This window comes from Chryseobacterium endophyticum (assembly GCF_056333165.1).
This window is the reverse complement of record NZ_JBWGXE010000005.1, coordinates 348,134-364,716: the sequence shown is the minus strand read 5'-3', so window position 1 is coordinate 364,716 and position 16,583 is coordinate 348,134. Positions and strand designations below refer to the sequence as shown.

The 16,583-nt window shown below is 40.1% G+C and carries 20 protein-coding genes; 13 read left to right on the top strand and 7 right to left on the bottom strand.

The window, feature by feature from the left end; all coding sequences use genetic code 11:
* The 5 genes from AC0N32_RS14050 to AC0N32_RS14030 form a co-directional block, all read left to right on the top strand.
* A partial coding sequence (locus tag AC0N32_RS14050; RefSeq protein WP_476394478.1) for a hypothetical protein occupies positions 1–264 on the top strand: 264 nt, incomplete at its 5' end.
* A gap of 8 nt (positions 265–272) precedes the next feature.
* Entirely contained in the window at positions 273–899 is a 627-nt protein-coding gene (locus AC0N32_RS14045; RefSeq protein WP_476394477.1) for an NUDIX hydrolase, read from the top strand.
* Positions 900–925: 26 nt separating this feature from the next.
* Positions 926–1,732 (top strand): lysophospholipid acyltransferase family protein, encoded by an 807-nt coding sequence (locus AC0N32_RS14040; protein ID WP_476394476.1) that lies wholly within the window; start codon positions 926–928, stop codon positions 1,730–1,732.
* Between the two features lie 11 nt (positions 1,733–1,743).
* Positions 1,744–2,181: a hypothetical protein gene (locus tag AC0N32_RS14035; protein WP_476394475.1), complete on the top strand. Its 438-nt coding sequence runs from the start codon at positions 1,744–1,746 to the stop codon at positions 2,179–2,181.
* 6 nt (positions 2,182–2,187) lie between these two features.
* Positions 2,188–3,525, top strand: a complete 1,338-nt coding sequence (locus AC0N32_RS14030; protein ID WP_476394474.1) for a UDP-N-acetylmuramate--L-alanine ligase — start codon at positions 2,188–2,190, stop codon at positions 3,523–3,525.
* A 55-nt stretch (positions 3,526–3,580) separates the two neighbouring features.
* On the opposite strand, the gene AC0N32_RS14025 is transcribed toward AC0N32_RS14030, so the two are convergent.
* The 3 genes from AC0N32_RS14025 to AC0N32_RS14015 form a co-directional block, all read right to left on the bottom strand.
* Positions 3,581–4,027 (bottom strand): lipocalin family protein, encoded by a 447-nt coding sequence (locus AC0N32_RS14025; RefSeq protein ID WP_476394473.1) that lies wholly within the window; start codon positions 4,025–4,027, stop codon positions 3,581–3,583.
* An 81-nt stretch (positions 4,028–4,108) separates the two neighbouring features.
* Positions 4,109–4,984, bottom strand: coding sequence for an aldo/keto reductase (locus tag AC0N32_RS14020; protein ID WP_476394472.1), 876 nt, complete (start codon positions 4,982–4,984; stop codon positions 4,109–4,111).
* Positions 4,985–5,020: 36 nt separating this feature from the next.
* Positions 5,021–5,923: a LysR family transcriptional regulator gene (locus AC0N32_RS14015; protein ID WP_476394471.1), complete on the bottom strand. Its 903-nt coding sequence runs from the start codon at positions 5,921–5,923 to the stop codon at positions 5,021–5,023.
* A 220-nt stretch (positions 5,924–6,143) separates the two neighbouring features.
* Here AC0N32_RS14015 and AC0N32_RS14010 point away from each other — a divergent pair, with 220 nt between their 5' ends.
* From AC0N32_RS14010 to AC0N32_RS14000, 3 genes are all read left to right on the top strand, one after another.
* Entirely contained in the window at positions 6,144–6,758 is a 615-nt protein-coding gene (locus AC0N32_RS14010) for an NAD(P)H-dependent oxidoreductase (RefSeq protein WP_476394484.1), read from the top strand.
* Positions 6,758–7,045: a putative quinol monooxygenase gene (locus AC0N32_RS14005; RefSeq protein ID WP_476394470.1), complete on the top strand. Its 288-nt coding sequence runs from the start codon at positions 6,758–6,760 to the stop codon at positions 7,043–7,045. The genes AC0N32_RS14010 and AC0N32_RS14005 overlap by 1 nt, the downstream gene beginning before the upstream one ends.
* Positions 7,046–7,148: 103 nt before the next feature.
* The gene (locus tag AC0N32_RS14000; protein WP_476394469.1) at positions 7,149–7,613 is read left to right on the top strand and encodes a PPC domain-containing DNA-binding protein; all 465 of its coding nucleotides are present in this window, start codon (positions 7,149–7,151) and stop codon (positions 7,611–7,613) included.
* Between the two features lie 44 nt (positions 7,614–7,657).
* Here the strand turns inward: AC0N32_RS14000 and AC0N32_RS13995 are convergent, their stop codons facing one another.
* Complete coding sequence (locus tag AC0N32_RS13995) at positions 7,658–8,101, bottom strand: carboxymuconolactone decarboxylase family protein (protein WP_476394468.1); 444 nt, start codon at positions 8,099–8,101, stop codon at positions 7,658–7,660.
* A 65-nt stretch (positions 8,102–8,166) separates the two neighbouring features.
* Positions 8,167–8,739 carry a Crp/Fnr family transcriptional regulator gene (locus AC0N32_RS13990; protein WP_476394467.1) on the bottom strand — a complete coding sequence of 191 codons (573 nt, stop codon included), beginning with the start codon at positions 8,737–8,739 and terminating at the stop codon, positions 8,167–8,169.
* Positions 8,740–8,805: 66 nt separating this feature from the next.
* Here AC0N32_RS13990 and AC0N32_RS13985 point away from each other — a divergent pair, with 66 nt between their 5' ends.
* The gene (locus AC0N32_RS13985) at positions 8,806–9,171 is read left to right on the top strand and encodes a DUF1304 domain-containing protein (RefSeq protein ID WP_476394466.1); all 366 of its coding nucleotides are present in this window, start codon (positions 8,806–8,808) and stop codon (positions 9,169–9,171) included.
* A gap of 182 nt (positions 9,172–9,353) precedes the next feature.
* On the opposite strand, the gene AC0N32_RS13980 is transcribed toward AC0N32_RS13985, so the two are convergent.
* Both AC0N32_RS13980 and AC0N32_RS13975 read right to left on the bottom strand, forming a co-directional pair.
* On the bottom strand, positions 9,354–9,821 hold the full coding sequence (locus AC0N32_RS13980) for a thioredoxin family protein (RefSeq protein WP_476394465.1): 468 nt from the start codon (positions 9,819–9,821) through the stop codon (positions 9,354–9,356).
* On the bottom strand, positions 9,818–11,887 hold the full coding sequence (locus AC0N32_RS13975) for a TonB-dependent receptor plug domain-containing protein (RefSeq protein WP_476394464.1): 2,070 nt from the start codon (positions 11,885–11,887) through the stop codon (positions 9,818–9,820). Before AC0N32_RS13975 ends, AC0N32_RS13980 begins: the two co-directional genes overlap by 4 nt.
* Before the next feature lie 121 nt (positions 11,888–12,008).
* On the opposite strand from AC0N32_RS13975, the gene AC0N32_RS13970 reads away from it, so the two are divergent.
* From AC0N32_RS13970 to AC0N32_RS13955, 4 genes are all read left to right on the top strand, one after another.
* Entirely contained in the window at positions 12,009–13,196 is a 1,188-nt protein-coding gene (locus AC0N32_RS13970) for a homogentisate 1,2-dioxygenase (RefSeq protein ID WP_476394463.1), read from the top strand.
* Positions 13,197–13,350: 154 nt separating this feature from the next.
* Entirely contained in the window at positions 13,351–14,625 is a 1,275-nt protein-coding gene (locus tag AC0N32_RS13965; protein ID WP_476394462.1) for an acetyl-CoA hydrolase/transferase family protein, read from the top strand.
* A gap of 206 nt (positions 14,626–14,831) precedes the next feature.
* Positions 14,832–15,962 carry a 4-hydroxyphenylpyruvate dioxygenase gene (hppD, locus tag AC0N32_RS13960; RefSeq protein WP_476394461.1) on the top strand — a complete coding sequence of 377 codons (1,131 nt, stop codon included), beginning with the start codon at positions 14,832–14,834 and terminating at the stop codon, positions 15,960–15,962.
* Between the two features lie 68 nt (positions 15,963–16,030).
* Positions 16,031–16,507, top strand: a complete 477-nt coding sequence (locus tag AC0N32_RS13955; protein WP_476394460.1) for a hypothetical protein — start codon at positions 16,031–16,033, stop codon at positions 16,505–16,507.
* Positions 16,508–16,583 lie beyond the last annotated feature (76 nt).

Sequence of the window (16,583 nt, the reverse complement as noted above, 5' to 3'; positions counted from 1 at the left end):
AGAAGGAAAGAGAGGGACTTTGCAAAGGAAGCGTCGGCGCGAGGAGTAGTAGCGGAGAGCCGGATTAAGCTCCTGAGGAAACTGGGTTTGAGGGTTGGCGAGTTGAGGGTTATTCATGGGTTGATATCCGTACTAAAGTGGGAAATGGTGGATGTTTTTGACCTTATTCATGCTTTGATTGATGAAGACCTTATTTTTACATTTATGGATTGGATGCTTATTAAATCAGGATGGTCTCTTCTTTTCTTCAAAATATATTATTAAATTTGGATATGAGTTTTGGAAAAGATTTATTAAGGAAAATCAAGAGCGCTGAGCTTCCGGGAGAGCATGCTCACGGAGTTTTTTCGCCGCCCTACCGTCCTGTGTTTACGTATGAAGAGGTTTTAACAAAAAATCCGAAGTTTGCTGCGGTAAATATTGTTCTTTATCTCAAAAATGATGAGTGGCATTTTCCGCTGATTCAGAGGACCATCAACGAGCATGACCGTCACAGCGGGCAAATTTCCCTGCCGGGCGGAAAACGTGAGGAAATGGACAGGGACTTCGCTGAAACTGCTGTACGGGAGACATCTGAGGAAATCGGCATTGAAAAACATTATGTAAGAGTCATACGGGATATGTCTCCGATCTATATTCCGCCGAGTAATTTTTATGTGTATCCTTATATATCATACACTAAAAAAAATCCGGCATTTATTCTTCAGCAGACGGAAGCGGTGGAAGTGATCGAATTTCCGATTACCTGTTTTTTAAATCTTCCCGACGAACCTGAAATCATGTCGCTGCCGACTGCAGGGGGAAAAGAAGTGCCTGTGATCAATTTCAACGGATATATTATCTGGGGCGCAACAGCAATGATATTAAGTGAATTCAGTCAGTTGCTGAAAAAAATGTAACTTTGCACCACTGTGTTTAATTGAAGATGGCGAAGAAAAATATTTTCACCGACGCGTTCGGAACCCCCTATTTTTTAAAAAGGATAATCATTTTTATATTGGGAATTGTCTCTTACCGGAGATTCAATGGCTTTAACAAACTGAAAATTACGGGTACCGAGCATCTTGTGGATCTTCCGGATTCCAATGTTTTGTTTGTGTCTAACCATCAGACGTATTTTGCGGATGTTGCTGCGATGTACCATGCGTTCTGTTCTGTGAACAACGGTTATCTGAATACGATAAAAAACCCTATTTACCTGCTGAATCCGAAAATCGACTTCTATTATGTGGCGGCGGAAGAGACGATGAATAAAGGAATTCTGCCGAAAATATTTAAAATAGCGGGCGCCGTTACGGTAAAGCGGACCTGGAGGGCCGAAGGTAAAAATGTGAACCGACTGGTCGATATGAGCGAAGTAGACAATATCATGAAAGCGCTTGATAACGGCTGGGTAGCTACATTTCCGCAGGGAACGACTTCAGCCTTCGCACAGGGAAGAAGGGGAACGGCAAAGCTGGTTAAAAATCAACGTCCCATTGTGATTCCTATAAAAATCAACGGTTTCCGCAGGGCTTTTGATAAAAAGGGTCTTCGTGTAAAAGTAACGGGTGTAAAACCGACGATGGAATTTAAACCGCCGCTTGATATTGATTATGATAAAGAAAATGCGCAGGAAATTTTACATAAAATCATGACTGCCATCGAGCAAACCGAGGATTTTAACCTACTACACCAATATGATGAAGAATTAAAAGCTAAAAAATCGGAACAAAAAGATTCAGGTCATTAAAGCAGAACATTATGAAAAGAATATTAGGAATCTTATTCGCCATCATAGTATTAATATCGTGTAACAGCCAAAAAGTGTATTCGGATTTCGATATCAGCTATTCTAAAAGCGGAGGCTATGCACCAATTTATGAAAATCTTCTGATCAAGGGAACCAATGCCCATTATTCTTTTGAAGGACAGGGAAAAAAGATAAAACAGAATTTCAAGGTTTCGTATGAAGATCTAAAGAAGCTGGATAACATCCTTTCAGAAAACAATTTCAGAAGAATAGAGGAAGATCACAAGAAAATCTACGATTTTATATCGACTTCGATCAATATAAAGCAAGGACCCTATTCGGGAAGTAAAACGGATGCCAGTGGTATCATGCCTAGGTACAGGAACAACTGGACAAACGTTACCAATGCTTTCCAGGAGATCATCAATACTAATGTAAAAAAACAGTAATATAAATTGAGAACCCATTTCATCGCGATCGGCGGAAGTGCCATGCACAATCTTGCCATTGCATTAAAGGATAAAGGATATCACGTTACCGGTTCGGATGATGCTATTTTTGAACCGTCAAGATCAAGGCTTGAAAAGAAAGGAATTCTGCCTGAAGAACTCGGCTGGTTTCCTGAAAAAATCACGTCTGACCTTGATGCCGTAATTCTTGGGATGCACGCTCACCAGGACAATCCTGAACTGGCCAGAGCTAAAGAATTAGGATTAAAAATATATTCCTACCCTGAGTTTTTATACGAGCAGTCTAAAAATAAAACAAGAGTGGTCATCGCCGGTTCACACGGGAAGACAACGATTACTTCCATGATTCTTCATGTCCTGAATTTTCATCGGAAAGAAGTAGATTATATGGTGGGCGCTCAGCTTGAAGGCTTCGACTGTATGGTAAAATTGACCGGGGATAACGATTTTATGGTGCTGGAAGGTGATGAATACCTCTCCTCCCCCATTGACCTGCGTTCAAAATTTTTGCTGTATCAGCCGAATATTGCTTTATTGAGCGGAATCGCCTGGGATCATATTAATGTGTTTAAGACTTTCGACGATTATGTGGAGCAGTTCAGAAAATTTGTAGCAAGCATTACGCCCGGAGGAATTCTTGTGTATAATGAAGAAGATCCCGAAGTGGTAAAAGTCGTGGATAATGCCGAAAACTATTTCAGAAAAATCCCATATAAAACTCCGGAATACGAAATTGTAAACGGAACGGTACATCTGAAAACAGAGATGGGTGATATCCCGCTGTCGGTATTTGGCACTCACAACCTTCTCAACCTTGAAGGAGCAAGGCATATCTGCCAGCATTTAGGGATCATGGATGAAGATTTTTACGAGGCTATTATGAGTTTCAAAGGAGCTTCAAAACGTCTGGAGAAGGTAGATAGAGAAGACCAGGGAACGCTTTATAAAGATTTTGCCCACGCGCCGAGTAAAGTGAAAGCTGCCGTAAAAGCGTTCACCGAACAGTTTAAAAATAAAAAGACGCACGGTTTTCTGGAGCTTCATACGTACTCCAGCCTTAATCCTGTGTTTCTGGAACAGTATGATCACGCCATGGACGGACTGAACGAGGCTGTCGTTTTCTATTCGGAAGATGCATTAAAGATCAAAAGAATGGAGCCAATCTCACCGGATCTTATCAGGGCCAAATTTAAAAATGAAAATTTAAAGGTCTTTACCAATGCAGAGGAACTTCATGCCTACTGGAATACGATGGATAAAACCGACGGAGTTTATCTGATGATGAGCTCAGGTAATTTTGGAGGACTTGACCTTACGAAATAACAAATTGATATAAAGTAAAAACTCCTTTCGGTCTGTACCGAAAGGAGTTTTTGTTTTAATTGATTCTTTTATAAAAACGTCTGAGAACATCTGTGATACCGTCCCCGTCAAAATCCTGAGTCCGGTCTTCTACAGCCATATCGGTCTGGCTCAGCTGGGTTACGAAATACGGATAATTTTCTTCTCCTTCAAACCAGAATTTACCATTGCCTTTATCATATGTGTATTTCCTGTTGACAGCATCTGTTTTCACACACCCGCCATTGCTTTGTGCAAAGGAAATAGAAACAACATGGGAAGGCGTAAATTCATGTGTACTCATTTTCTCACATTCTGTAGAGAAATAGGTCTGGACCTGCTGATTTGTGGAACGGTAGATCTGAGCCTTTTCGATGTACCACTTTCCGATTATTGAAGCTTTATTGCCTGCGTTCTGATTTTCATCATTCCCGTTGCAGGAAATGAGAGAAAACAGGACAACCGATAAGATTATTTTATTCATGATTATCTACACTACTTTTAGTGAGTGCAAATATAATGAATTCGTAATGCTTTATTCTGATTCAAGCCGGGTTTTTCCAGCCTAAATATCTGCAACCGCATTCAGCATTTTTTCTTCCCAGGACGGATCTTTAGGATCAAAAAACAATCTCTTTCCGGTATCCAGAGAACGTACGGCATTCATTTCATCTTCTGTTAATTCAAAATCAAAAACATTGAAATTTTCTTCGATTCTTGAAGGGGTTACAGATTTAGGAATCACACAGAAACCTTCCTGAAGGTGCCATCTTAAAATAACCTGAGCCACTGTTTTTCCGTATTTTTCACCGATCGCTTTTAATTGCTCGTTGTCTAATAAACCGGCATTTCCATTTCCTAGCGGACTCCACGGCTGCGTTACAATATTATTTTCCCTGTTGTACACCTGAAGTTCTTTTTGTTGGAAAATCGGGTGCAGTTCGATCTGATTGATTACCGGCAGTACTTTTGAATTCGCCTTTAATTCTTCCATTTTTTCTATGGGGAAATTACACACGCCGATCGCTTTGATTTTCCCTTCTTCATACAATTCTTCCATGGCTTTCCATGCTCCCGTAAAATCGGAATACGGCCAGTGAATAAGATACATATCCAGATAATCCAGCTGTAAGCGGTCTAAAGTTCTCTGAAAAGCGGCTTTTGCTTTTTCATACGACGTATCCTGAACCCAGAGTTTTGAGGTGATAAACAATTGTTCCCTGTCGATTCCGCTATTTCTGATGGCATTTCCGACCGCTGTTTCATTCTGATAGATAGCGGCTGTATCGATCATTCGGTAACCTGTTTCAATGGCTTTTTTAACAGCATCTTCGCATTGTTTTAAATCTTCCATCTGCCATACTCCAAAACCTAAGGCTGGGATATCGACTCCATTGTTCAGCGTTATGACAGGCTGCCCTGTGTATGTTTTCTGTTGCATAATTGTTAAGTATATATTTTTTATTTTTAATTAAAATTAAATTTCCTTGCCCATCATCTGCCTGAATAATCCTTTGATGTGATTGATCTCATTGTGATAATTCGTTTTCTTCCGGCAGCCGAAATACAGGGTGTTTTTCAATATTTTATCGCCTTCCCAGATCAGCTGTATTTCGCCGTTTTCAATTTCATTTTTACAGAGAAAATCGGGAACAACGGCCAATCCGGTTCCGCTTTTCAGACACCGGACAATCGAATTCAGGTTCGGAACAATATAATTCGGGCGGAAATCAGGTTTATGACCGAAATTCAGGATCCAGAACTGGAAAAGATGTTCCATATCGCCGGCCGTTCCGTACCACTTTTCGTTTCTGAGCCATTCTTCCACATATTCAGGACCTTTGCCTGAAGTCTCTTCAAATTCGCTCACATCAACATTTTTACCTCCAACCAGAATAATCTGCTCTGAAGAAAATGCTTCATGCTCTATATTCGCTGAAGTTCCTTTTTTCGGAGTGATGATTAAATCTAAAATTCCCTTATCCAATTGGTCCAGCATTTCCCGGTATTCGCCGAAACTGATAATAAGATTAAAAGGCAGGCTGGAAACATACTGCTCCAATGTCGTCTGAAAAGTTTCAAAACACATGCCGACACTGATCGTGGGGGCAAGTTTTTCAGTAGATTTCTGGAAATTTTTTTCAGCTTCCTCAAGTTTTGATAAGGGTTCTGAAATCGCATTAAACAAAACTTTTCCGCGTTCGGTAGGAATCATTCTTCGCCCTGTCCTGTCAAACAACTTATATCCGACATAGGCTTCCAGGGAACTGAGATGCAGGCTAACCCCTGGCTGAGAAATAAACAACGTGTCCGCAGCTTCAGTCAGGGTTCCCGTTTTATAGATCGCCTTAAAAGTTCTGTACCATTCCAAATTAACCATAGGTATTACTTTTATGATGCAAATCTATTTAAATAATTACAATAATGATATTTTAAACATCAATGAAAGCAATAAACTTCGTCTATGTATTAAATAAAATATTGACAACCAATTTATTATATTTAATATCATTTAAATAATACTTAGCTATAATTTTTATTATTTTTCTTATACGAAACGCCGTTTTAACTTTGCACCAACAAAATTCAATCTTATGAAAATTAAAAAAGTGCTGATCATTAATGGCGGACAAAATTTCGGTCATTCAGGTGGAAAATACAATGCTACGATTGCAGAAAATACCCTGCAGGTTTTGAAAGATTTCAAAAATCTGGAAGTAAAAATCACAAACATTAGCGAAGGGTATGATAAAGATGAAGAAGTAAAAAAATTCGTCTGGGCAGATTATATTATCTATCATACTCCGATCTGGTGGTTCCAGCTCCCGAATGGATTCAAAAAATATATTGACGAAGTGTTTACGGCCGGTCATGCCAAAGGAATTTACATGAGCGACGGAAGAACATCCGACAATCCGAAAATCAATTATGGGACCGGCGGAATGCTGGGCGGAAGGAAATACATGGTCACCACAAGCTGGAATGCGCCGGAAACAGCCTTCACGCTTCCCGGTGAATTCTTTAACGAGACCAGTGTAGACAACGGTCCATTGTTTGGCTTTCACAGAATGAATGCTTTTGTCTCTCTGGAAAAGATGGAGAGCTTCCACTTCCATGATGTGGAGAAAAATGCAGATGTAGAGCGCGATATGAAAAGGTACCGCGAACATCTTGTCAACGTTTTTGAAAAAGAATTAAAACCTGAATTAGTCTAATGAAAATTTATCTTACAGCAGTTATCAAAGCAAAAGAAGAATACAGATCAGAAGTTCTGAAGGTGCTTCAGAATATGGTAAAACAAACGGTACAGGAAGAAGCCAATGAAATGTATACCCTTCACCAGGGACTTGAAGATAAAAATCAGTTTGTTTTCTACGAGATCTGGAAAAGTGAAGAAGGCCTGGCAGAACACAACAGCCAGCCTTACATTAAAGCTTTCGGCACTTTGATTGATGAAAAACTTCAGGAAAGGCCACAGATTTACATTACCCAAAAAATCTGACCTTCGGGTTTACCAGGTTTGGTGCGAAAATTTCATTTTAAATTTAAATAGCATACTTATGAATTGCCTGAAATGGATGAGTTTTTTATTAATAATGATCACAATGAATACTTTATCGGCCCAACAAAAAGAATCCTGCAGATATGTTAAAACGCCATCGGGTTATCTGATGGTATTGCGGCAGGGAGACGATGTGCTTTCCCATATTGAAGATCTGGCAAAAGCTGAAAACATCCCTTCTGCCAGCTTTACGGGAATCGGCTTCGCTGCTGACGTTACTTTTGGTTTTTATGATTTCGAGGCTAAGAAATTCAACCCAAAAACCTTTACAAAAGTTGAAATGGGAAGCCTTACAGGATCTATTGCCTGGAACGCGGACGGCCCTTCCATTCATGTGCATGGCGTAGCTACTGATGAAAAATTCAATGCATACGGAGGGCATATTTTATCCATGCATGTCGGAACCGGATCCATGGAGATCTATGTTACCGTGAATGACAAAAAATTAGAAAGAAAAATAGAGCAGCCGCTGAATGCAAATGTCTTGCAGCTCAATTGTCCGAAATAAAAAAAAGAGCTTTTCTGTGCAGTAGAAAAGCTCTTTTTGATCCATTATTTACCGATGGGCATGTGGGTAGAAATGGCCATCCTGTTCCACATATTGATGACAATGGCTGCCATAATAATATCAGCCATCTGACGGTCGTCAAAAAAGTTTTTTGCTTTCCGGTACGTTTCTTCTGAAAGTCCTTTTTGGGTTATTAAAGTAATTTCCTCGGTGATTTCCAGAATAACCTGTTCCTCTTCGGTGTATAATTCTCTGGCATCTCTCCACCCATTCAGCAAAAAAATGCGCTGCGGGGTTTCACCGTATTTGATGGCATCTTTCGTGTGCATATTGATGCAGAATGCACATCCGTTGATCTGTGAAGCTCTGATTTTAATCAATTCCCTCTGGATAGGCGTTAAAAAACTGTTCTGAAGCGCTGCTTCCATTCCGATTCCGGCTTTGTAAGCGGCAACATTTGTCGTTGCCATGTCAAATCTTGTACTCATAATATTTTGTTTTAAATTTCTGAGACAAAGTTCCGGCTTACGGATGCTAAAAATCTTAAACTGGTTTAAGAACGTAATTTTGCCCTGATTTCGCTTAAATATTCCGGAGTAAACCCCAAAAACGAAGCAATCAAATATTGTGGAATTCTTTGGATAAACCACGGATACCGGGTACTGAAATGCACGTACAGCTCTTCCCTGGAGAACTCGTACAGATAGCGTATTCTTCTTTCTGCCGCTGCATAAGCTCTCTGGTAGATCATTCGGAAATACCGCTCCATCACCGGATGGTTTTCCAGTAATTTTTCCTGTCCATAAAAATCTATGCTGAGGACCGTCGACTTCTCAACCGCCTGAATAGAGAAATTTGATTTCATTTGTCTTTCGTAAGCAAATGTATCGGTGATCCACCAGTTTTCAATGGCAAATTCCGTAGTCTGCTCAATCCCTTTTTCGTTGATAAAAAACTTCCTGAGACATCCTTTTTCAACAAAAAAGATAGATCTGCAAATTTCACCTTCAGCCATCAGATCTTGTTTTTTCTTGACATCCACCACCTGAAAATAGGAAATAATGGAAGCAAACTCATCGTCATTCAGGGTGATAAATTTATCCAGATGCTGCTTAAAAGTTTCCATTTATAAAAATTGTATAGCCAAACTTAACTTTATTTTTTTAGTTTTACAATGACAAAACAAGAGATCATGGAAATCGTAGTCAAAATTTTAGTTGCAGCCGTAGCCATCGAGCACCTTTATATCCTCTGGATGGAAATGTTTGCCTGGGAAACCAAAGGAAAAGAAGTTTTTAAAGCAGCATTGCCCGCCGACCTGTTTAAGCCGACCAAAGGATTGGCCGCCAACCAGGGACTTTACAACGGATTCTTAGCTGCAGGACTGATATGGTCTTTCTTCATTAAAGATCCGAAATGGCAGACCAACATCGCATTATTTTTTCTCGGTTGTGTTGCGGTAGCCGGAATTTACGGAGCTGTTTCGGCTACGAAAAAGATATTTTTCGTACAGGCTTTACCGGCCATCTTAGGGATTATTGCGGTACTTTTGAAATAAATTCCCCACCCGGATTTTTTTCAGGAGCTTTTTCCCGCTTTCTGCTGTATCTTTTTTTGCCGGGCTTTTCCCACTCCAAAAAAAGGATGCCGCGGCAATCGGGGCTAAAATATTCGACAATGGTACAACTATCTGTCAAAATATAAACGATTTACAAAAAGATCATAGAATCTTCGGGTCAATTACGGCTTTAAAACTTCATTCAGCTTCCTCTTCATCTCGCCTGCCTTCAGTAATCCTTCATGATAATCGATCAAATCTTGATCCTTATCTAAAATGATCCATAACGGATACATCGGCCGGTTTTTATTTTTAGATAAAGCCAGCGCCAGCTCATGAATCCCGGAATTTCCGTTGGAGATATAATTAAATTCCCTTTCCCGGAAGATTATTTTTCCCATTGTTTTCTCCGCTTCAAAATGGATGAAATAGAAATTTTCATTCATCAAACGAACCAGGTCTTTGTCTTTATTCAATTCAAAAGATTCAATTTTACAGACCGAACACCAGTCTGTATATAAATGAATGATAACCGGTCTGGGATTTTGCTCCTGCAGGATTTCCAGATCCTGAAAAGTGACTCTTTTGAGCTGGGAAAAACAGAAAAACGGCGCCAACAGGATCCACAAAAACAACATTAACTTTTTCATTTCAGAATATATTTTATCCCCAGGAATCCCCTGATTTTCTGCATCGGTGCATATCCGTAAGTCGTATCAAAAGTGTAATGATTCGGATTCCCCACAGGATCATTTACATACCGGTCAAAAGGATCGAAAGAACGCATTAAAGGATCTTTCGGCGTAAAATTGAACAGGTTTTTGATTCCGCCATAGATTTCAAATCCCGACTTAAAACTTTTCGAAACCTGAATATTCGCCAGCGTATAAAAAGGTGAATACTCCGGGCGATAGTCATCCGGTAAAACCGGCAATCTCATCGGTCCGTAAAACTGTCCCGTAAAATCTACGGTCAGGTTATCCGCAAACCGGTAGGTAAAACTGTACGTTCCGCTCCACTTCGGGGCGTGCAGCTGCTGCGATTTTTGGCGTTCGTCATCAAATTTCTGATAAACATCAAGATAGGTGACGCCCACATTGACGCTTAACGGAAAATCAAAACTATAATCTACATTCAGAGAAATACCTCTCGAAATCCCGTAACCATGCAGATTGTCATAAATGATCTTCCCGGGGTCGGCATCAAAATCCCCGACTATTTTATTACTGAAGTAGGTATAAAAAGCGGAAGCATCTAAACCGATCATATTCTTGCCCGCAGGTATCTTCCAGATGTAATTCACATTTCCGTTGACGGATTTTTCAGGCTTTAAGCGGGACTGGATAACCACTTCTCTCGAACCGGTGAGCGCCGCATGATCTTCTGTAAATAAATTCACCACCCGGAAACCTGCCCCGAAATTAAACCGCAGCGTGTGATAAGGATTTGGAGAAAATTTCCAGGCAAAACGCGGAGAATGGATACCATGATGAATCCTGTCATAATCGAACCGATAACCCAGCAATACCGTATTTCTTTCGCCAATCTCCCACTGATCCTGGATAAACATCCCGAAAACCGGTGATTTCATCGGCGCATTGGAAACACCGTCAGAAGCTAAGGTACCCGGCGTATTATCATCATAAAAAGTTCTTTTAAAAGCAATTCCTGCCATCAGGTCATGATTTCCTAATTTTCTGTCCCAATAAGTCTGTGTAAAAATAACTTTCTGCGTAGCCATAAAAGGACTCGTTCCGTAATATGAGTTCTGATCATGAAAATTATACGAAAACTGTGTGAGGATATCCTCTTTTAACGGCCATTGGTAGACTCCGAAAGCCTCTACCCTGTTCGTATAGATACTTTCACCATAAATCCTGTCGCTTCCCCTAAACGATTTGTTCCATTGCATTTCTCCTCCGAAACGGTCTTCATATAAATACCTCAGGGCAAAGCTGGCCTGGCGGTTTTCCTTTCGTCTGAAATTCCATTTATTAAAGATGGAAATTCGGTTCTGTAACGCTGCATCCGTAAAATTGTCATTATTTTCATCCAATTTCTTTTCAAAGCTGAAATAATTAAGGCTTAATAAGGAAGCTATATTTTTACCAACCTTAAATTTGGTTGAAAGATCGACATTATTTTCACTCCAGGTCGTGGTCATGAGATCTACACTCAGTTTAGGAGCTGTCAGCGCATTTTTGGTAATGATGTTAATGACGCCGCCCATGGCTTCCGAGCCATAAACAGAAGATGCAGGCCCCTTTACCACCTCGATGCGGTCTACCAGGCTATTAGGAATTCCGCTCAGTCCGTACACTGTGGAAAGGGAGCTCACGATCGGCATCCCGTCGATGAGAACCATCGTGTAAGGCCCTTCCAATCCGTTGATATGAATGTCGCCCGTATTGCAGACCGAACAGTTCAATTGAGGTTTTACGCCGTTAATCATTGAAATCGCTTCAAAAATATTCGGAGTCGGGTTTTTCTGGAAAAATTTCTGGCTGTAAATTTCTACCGCAACAGGGCTTTTTGATCTGCTGACAGGCTTTAAAGTTCCGGTCATGACGACATCGTCGATATTCTTTGTTTTGATGGTATGCGGAACAAGTTCTACCGAATCCTTTTCGTGAGAAGATTTTACCTCCAGAGTATCATTATTTTGAGACAGGCACCAAACCGGAAAGAAAACCGAAAAGAATATAATTTGTTTCATGAAATCTAAATTGTTAGACAAAGCTAACAATTATTTTTTAATAACAAAACTCCAATACAATTTTGTTATTAATTCAATTCATGAAAAAGTATTACATTTGAGAAACTACATATAAAGTAAAATGCGATATCATCAGTCGGGAAATATTCCCCAAAAAAGACATACGATTTTTAAATCTCCTGAAGATAAATTTTACTATGAACAGCTTTTCGGGACGGAAGGCTTTCATGGAATTTCTTCACTACTGTACCATATTCACCGCCCTACCCAGATCAAATCGATCGGTGTAGCAAAAGATGTAACGCCTAAAATTGCTGTTGATAAAAACGTAACGCCAAGGATGTTCAAGGGCATGAATGTAACTCCCGAAGATGACTTCCTGGACAGCAGAAAGTTCCTTATGGTCAACAATGATCTTAAAATGGGACTTTCCAAGCCAAGAAAATCAATGGATTATTTTTATAAAAATGCGGAATGCGACGAACTTCTGTTTGTTCATCACGGAAGCGGAACACTCAAAACTTTTGTAGGAGATCTTGAATTTTTTGTAGGCGACTATTTAATCATTCCCCGGGGAACCATTTATCACGTAGAATTAAAATCTGATGATACGGTTTTCTTCGTACTGGAAAGCCATTCGCCCATTTACACTCCGAAAAGGTACAGAAACGAATTTGGTCAGCTGCTTGAACATTCGCCGTTCTGCGAAAGAGATATTGTTGCCCCGACTTTTGTTGAACCTAAAGATGAAAAGGGTGAATTTTTAATAAAGGTAAAAAAAGAAAACCAGATCACGGATTTCATCTATGCCACGCATCCTTTTGATGTCGTAGGCTGGGACGGTTATTTTTATCCTTATAAATTCAATATCAAGAACTTTGAGCCGATCACGGGAAGAATTCACCAACCCCCGCCGGTACACCAGAATTTCGAGGGGCACAATTTCGTAGTATGCTCGTTCTGCGCCAGAATGTACGATTACCATCCAATGGCGATTCCAGCGCCGTACAACCACTCGAATATAGATTCTGATGAAGTATTATTTTACACCGAAGGAGATTTCATGAGCCGAAACCACATTGATCTTATGGATTTTACGCTTCACCCGGGAGGAATTGTTCACGGACCACATCCCGGAGCCATGGAAAGAAGTATCGGGAAAAAATTCACTGAAGAATATGCGGTGATGGTTGACCCTTTCCGTCCTTTAAAAATAACGGAAGAAGCATTGAAAGTTGAAGATCCTTCATATAAAACTTCGTGGCTTGAAGAACAGGACAAAACTATGGAAGACCGTTCGCAGGAATAAGTTTTCTCATTAAAATAATAAACCGGATCTGATGCATCCGGTTTTTTTTGGCTGATTTTTAAACGAACATGATAAAAATCTTTACGTATTTGGACTTAATAAAAACAATATAAACTATCTTTAAGTCAGAGAAAAAATATATAAAAATTTCAGTATGTATAATTATATCAGTGCAGAAGAAGCAATTTATACCATCAAAAGCGGAAACCGTGTATTTTTCCATGGGAGCGCATGTACGCCCAACCACCTGATAGACGAGCTGGCAAGACAGTCTCACCGTCTGGAAAATGTGGAAATGGTTTCCATTACCCAGCAGGGAAATGTTGAAATTGCCAAACCTCAGTATAAAGATAAATTTTTCGTCAATTCCCTATTTGTTTCCTCACCGGTAAGGGATGCTGTAAACTCCGACCGCGGAGATTTTGTTCCCGTTTTTTTAAGTGAAATCCCTATTCTTTTCAGGAAGAACATATTGCCGCTGGATGTGGCTTTAATTACAGTTTCACCACCGGACAAGCATGGTTTCTGCACTTTAGGGACTTCCGTAGACGTGGCAAGAGCAGCGGTAGACACGGCAAAACTCATTGTGGCTATTGTAAATCCGCTGATGCCGAGAACCCACGGTGACGGAATGATCCATATCAGCAGAATCAACAAGCTGGTGTGGCACGAAGAAGAGCTTCCGACCGTCGACTACGGTGCAAAAGTAGGCCCGGAAGAAATGGAGGTCGGAAAAAATGTGGCCGAATTAATAGACGACCGATCGACCCTTCAGATGGGTATCGGAACAATTCCCGATGCGGTTTTAAAATGCCTGGGAAATCATAAAGACCTTGGCGTCCACACGGAAATGCTGAGTGACGGCGTGGTTGATTTAATTCAAAATGATGTCATCAACAATAAATACAAAGGCTACAACGACAACAAAACGATTACAAGCTTCTGCTTCGGAACCCGTAAGCTCTATGATTATGTGGATGACAATACCGTATTCTCCTTTGACGATGTAAGCACCGTGAATTTCCCTATCAACATTATGCGGAACAAGAAGATGGTGGCGATCAATTCAGCCATTGAGATTGATCTTACCGGACAGGTCTGCGCAGATTCTATCGGCACCATGCAGTACAGCGGAATCGGCGGACAGATGGATTTCATGAGAGGAGCCGCATTAAGTGAAGATGGGAAACCGATCATTGCGATTACTTCCAGAACTAAAAAAGGCGTTTCCAGAATTGTCCCTTACCTGAAACCGGGAGCCGGAGTGGTGACCACCAGAGGACATATTCACTGGGTTGTTACTGAATACGGAACTGCTTATTTGTATGGTAAAAATCTGAAGCAAAGAGCACAGGAGCTTATCAGCATTGCACATCCTGATGACCGAGAGATGCTGGAAAGAGCAGCATACGAGAGATTTAAACATTAAAAGATCCTGTATTTGAACCTTCCATCAGATGATTTTGTTAATTTTTAAATAAAACCAAATCCGCTGTTGTTTCAAGGTTAAAAAAATCAATTTTCATCCCGCATTTTTTTATTAAAACTTTAACTAACAAGTGTTTGTTTTCGATTTTAAAGGTTTCGCAGAATTTTGTAATTTGCATGCAATAATATAAAAGTAAAAATAGAAATATGTCAACACTTACATTTGCCGAAAAAATTGCTCAAGCAGAGAATTTCCTGCCGATTAACGGTACAGATTACATTGAGTTTTACGTAGGAAATGCAAAACAGGCTGCCCATTATTACAAAACCGCTTTCGGTTTTCAGTCTGTAGCATATGCCGGTCCTGAAACCGGAGTGAGAGATCGTGCTTCATACGTTCTTCAGCAGGGAAAAATCAGATTGGTGCTTACGACAGGATTAAATTCTGATTCGCCTATCAACGAACATGTAAAGAAGCATGGCGACGGTGTAAAAATTTTGGCACTTTGGGTGGATGACGCATACAAAGCCTTCGAGGAAACAACCAAAAGAGGAGGCAAACCCTATCTGGAACCGGTAACCATAACCGATGAAAACGGAGAGGTAAGAATGTCCGGAATCTATACGTACGGCGAGACGGTACACATGTTCATCGAAAGAAAAAACTATACAGGACCTTTCATGCCGGGCTACGAAAAATGGGAAAGTGCTTACAATCCTGAAGAAGCGGGTCTTCTTTATGTAGACCATTGTGTAGGAAATGTAGACTGGAACAGAATGATCCCAACCGTAGAATGGTATGAAAAAGTAATGGGATTCGTAAACATTCTTTCCTTCGATGACAAACAGATCAATACGGAATATTCTGCGCTGATGTCTAAAGTAATGTCAAACGGAAACGGATACGCAAAATTCCCGATCAATGAACCTGCAGAAGGCAAAAGAAAATCGCAGGTAGAAGAATATCTTGATTTCTATGAAGGAGAAGGAGTACAGCATATTGCCGTGGCGACCAGAGATATTATCCACACGGTCACCGAATTAAAAAAACGCGGTGTTGAGTTCCTTTCCGCTCCACCAGAGGCTTATTACGATATGGTTCCTGAAAGAGTAGGACATATTGATGAAGATATTAAGAAACTTCAGGACTTAGGCATCCTTATTGATCATGATGAAGAAGGGTATTTATTGCAGATCTTCACAAAACCTGTAGAAGACCGCCCAACCCTATTCTTCGAGATCATTGAAAGACATGGTGCACAAAGCTTTGGCGCCGGAAATTTCAAAGCATTATTCGAAGCATTGGAAAGAGAACAGGAAAGAAGAGGAAATCTTTAAATTTAATAACAATATAAGTTTTGTCAGGATCGTGCATCCTGGCAAAACTTTTTTTTAAACACATCATTATGAGGAAAACATTTTTAGGAATTTTACTTGTCGGAGCCGTATTCGGAGTAAAAGCGCAGTACGGAACAATGGATATGATTCTCACGAGGCTTGAAGAAAAGTCCGGGGTCAATCAGAATCTCGAATCTGTAAATATTGACAACAAGAAATTTGTTTTCGTCAAAGATGAGGCAGACCACACGGAAAGGGATTTTATCGTCATCAAAGGAAACAAAGCCACTTACGTGGAAGTTTTCGACGATAAACAGACAGGACAAAGCAGTTCGAACGTATTTTCAGGAGATATCATCAGAAAAAACAACAGGATTTCTCTGAGAGCCGATATGCTAGAGAATAAAAAAATTCCCATCCCTCTCACCAAAAACTTACTTTTAACCAAACAGGACAATATTCTGTACCTGATTGACATCAATACCAAAGCGAGATGGATTGATGAAGAAGCCATTGCAAATGCTCAGGCTAAGGTCAAAAAGTAAATCTTTGACAAATTATTAAATCAATTATTTTCAACAAATCTCACTAAGCCGTATTTTAATGTAATGATTTAATATA

Excerpts from the sequence above, each read along its gene's own strand:
- AC0N32_RS13985 (WP_476394466.1), top strand. The coding sequence starts at position 8,806 with ATGGAAATCGTAGTCAAAATTTTAGTTGCAGCCGTAGCCATCGAGCAC.
- AC0N32_RS13975 (WP_476394464.1), bottom strand. The coding sequence starts at position 11,887 with ATGAAACAAATTATATTCTTTTCGGTTTTCTTTCCGGTTTGGTGCCTG.
- AC0N32_RS13995 (WP_476394468.1), bottom strand. The coding sequence starts at position 8,101 with ATGAGTACAAGATTTGACATGGCAACGACAAATGTTGCCGCTTACAAA.
- AC0N32_RS14045 (WP_476394477.1), top strand. The coding sequence starts at position 273 with ATGAGTTTTGGAAAAGATTTATTAAGGAAAATCAAGAGCGCTGAGCTT.
- AC0N32_RS14020 (WP_476394472.1), bottom strand. The coding sequence starts at position 4,984 with ATGCAACAGAAAACATACACAGGGCAGCCTGTCATAACGCTGAACAAT.
- AC0N32_RS13965 (WP_476394462.1), top strand. The coding sequence starts at position 13,351 with ATGTATAATTATATCAGTGCAGAAGAAGCAATTTATACCATCAAAAGC.
- AC0N32_RS14035 (WP_476394475.1), top strand. The coding sequence starts at position 1,744 with ATGAAAAGAATATTAGGAATCTTATTCGCCATCATAGTATTAATATCG.
- AC0N32_RS13980 (WP_476394465.1), bottom strand. The coding sequence starts at position 9,821 with ATGAAAAAGTTAATGTTGTTTTTGTGGATCCTGTTGGCGCCGTTTTTC.
- AC0N32_RS14025 (WP_476394473.1), bottom strand. The coding sequence starts at position 4,027 with ATGAATAAAATAATCTTATCGGTTGTCCTGTTTTCTCTCATTTCCTGC.
- AC0N32_RS14000 (WP_476394469.1), top strand. The coding sequence starts at position 7,149 with ATGAATACTTTATCGGCCCAACAAAAAGAATCCTGCAGATATGTTAAA.
- AC0N32_RS14005 (WP_476394470.1), top strand. The coding sequence starts at position 6,758 with ATGAAAATTTATCTTACAGCAGTTATCAAAGCAAAAGAAGAATACAGA.
- AC0N32_RS13990 (WP_476394467.1), bottom strand. The coding sequence starts at position 8,739 with ATGGAAACTTTTAAGCAGCATCTGGATAAATTTATCACCCTGAATGAC.
- AC0N32_RS14040 (WP_476394476.1), top strand. The coding sequence starts at position 926 with ATGGCGAAGAAAAATATTTTCACCGACGCGTTCGGAACCCCCTATTTT.
- hppD (WP_476394461.1), top strand. The coding sequence starts at position 14,832 with ATGTCAACACTTACATTTGCCGAAAAAATTGCTCAAGCAGAGAATTTC.
- AC0N32_RS13970 (WP_476394463.1), top strand. The coding sequence starts at position 12,009 with ATGCGATATCATCAGTCGGGAAATATTCCCCAAAAAAGACATACGATT.
- AC0N32_RS14015 (WP_476394471.1), bottom strand. The coding sequence starts at position 5,923 with ATGGTTAATTTGGAATGGTACAGAACTTTTAAGGCGATCTATAAAACG.
- AC0N32_RS13955 (WP_476394460.1), top strand. The coding sequence starts at position 16,031 with ATGAGGAAAACATTTTTAGGAATTTTACTTGTCGGAGCCGTATTCGGA.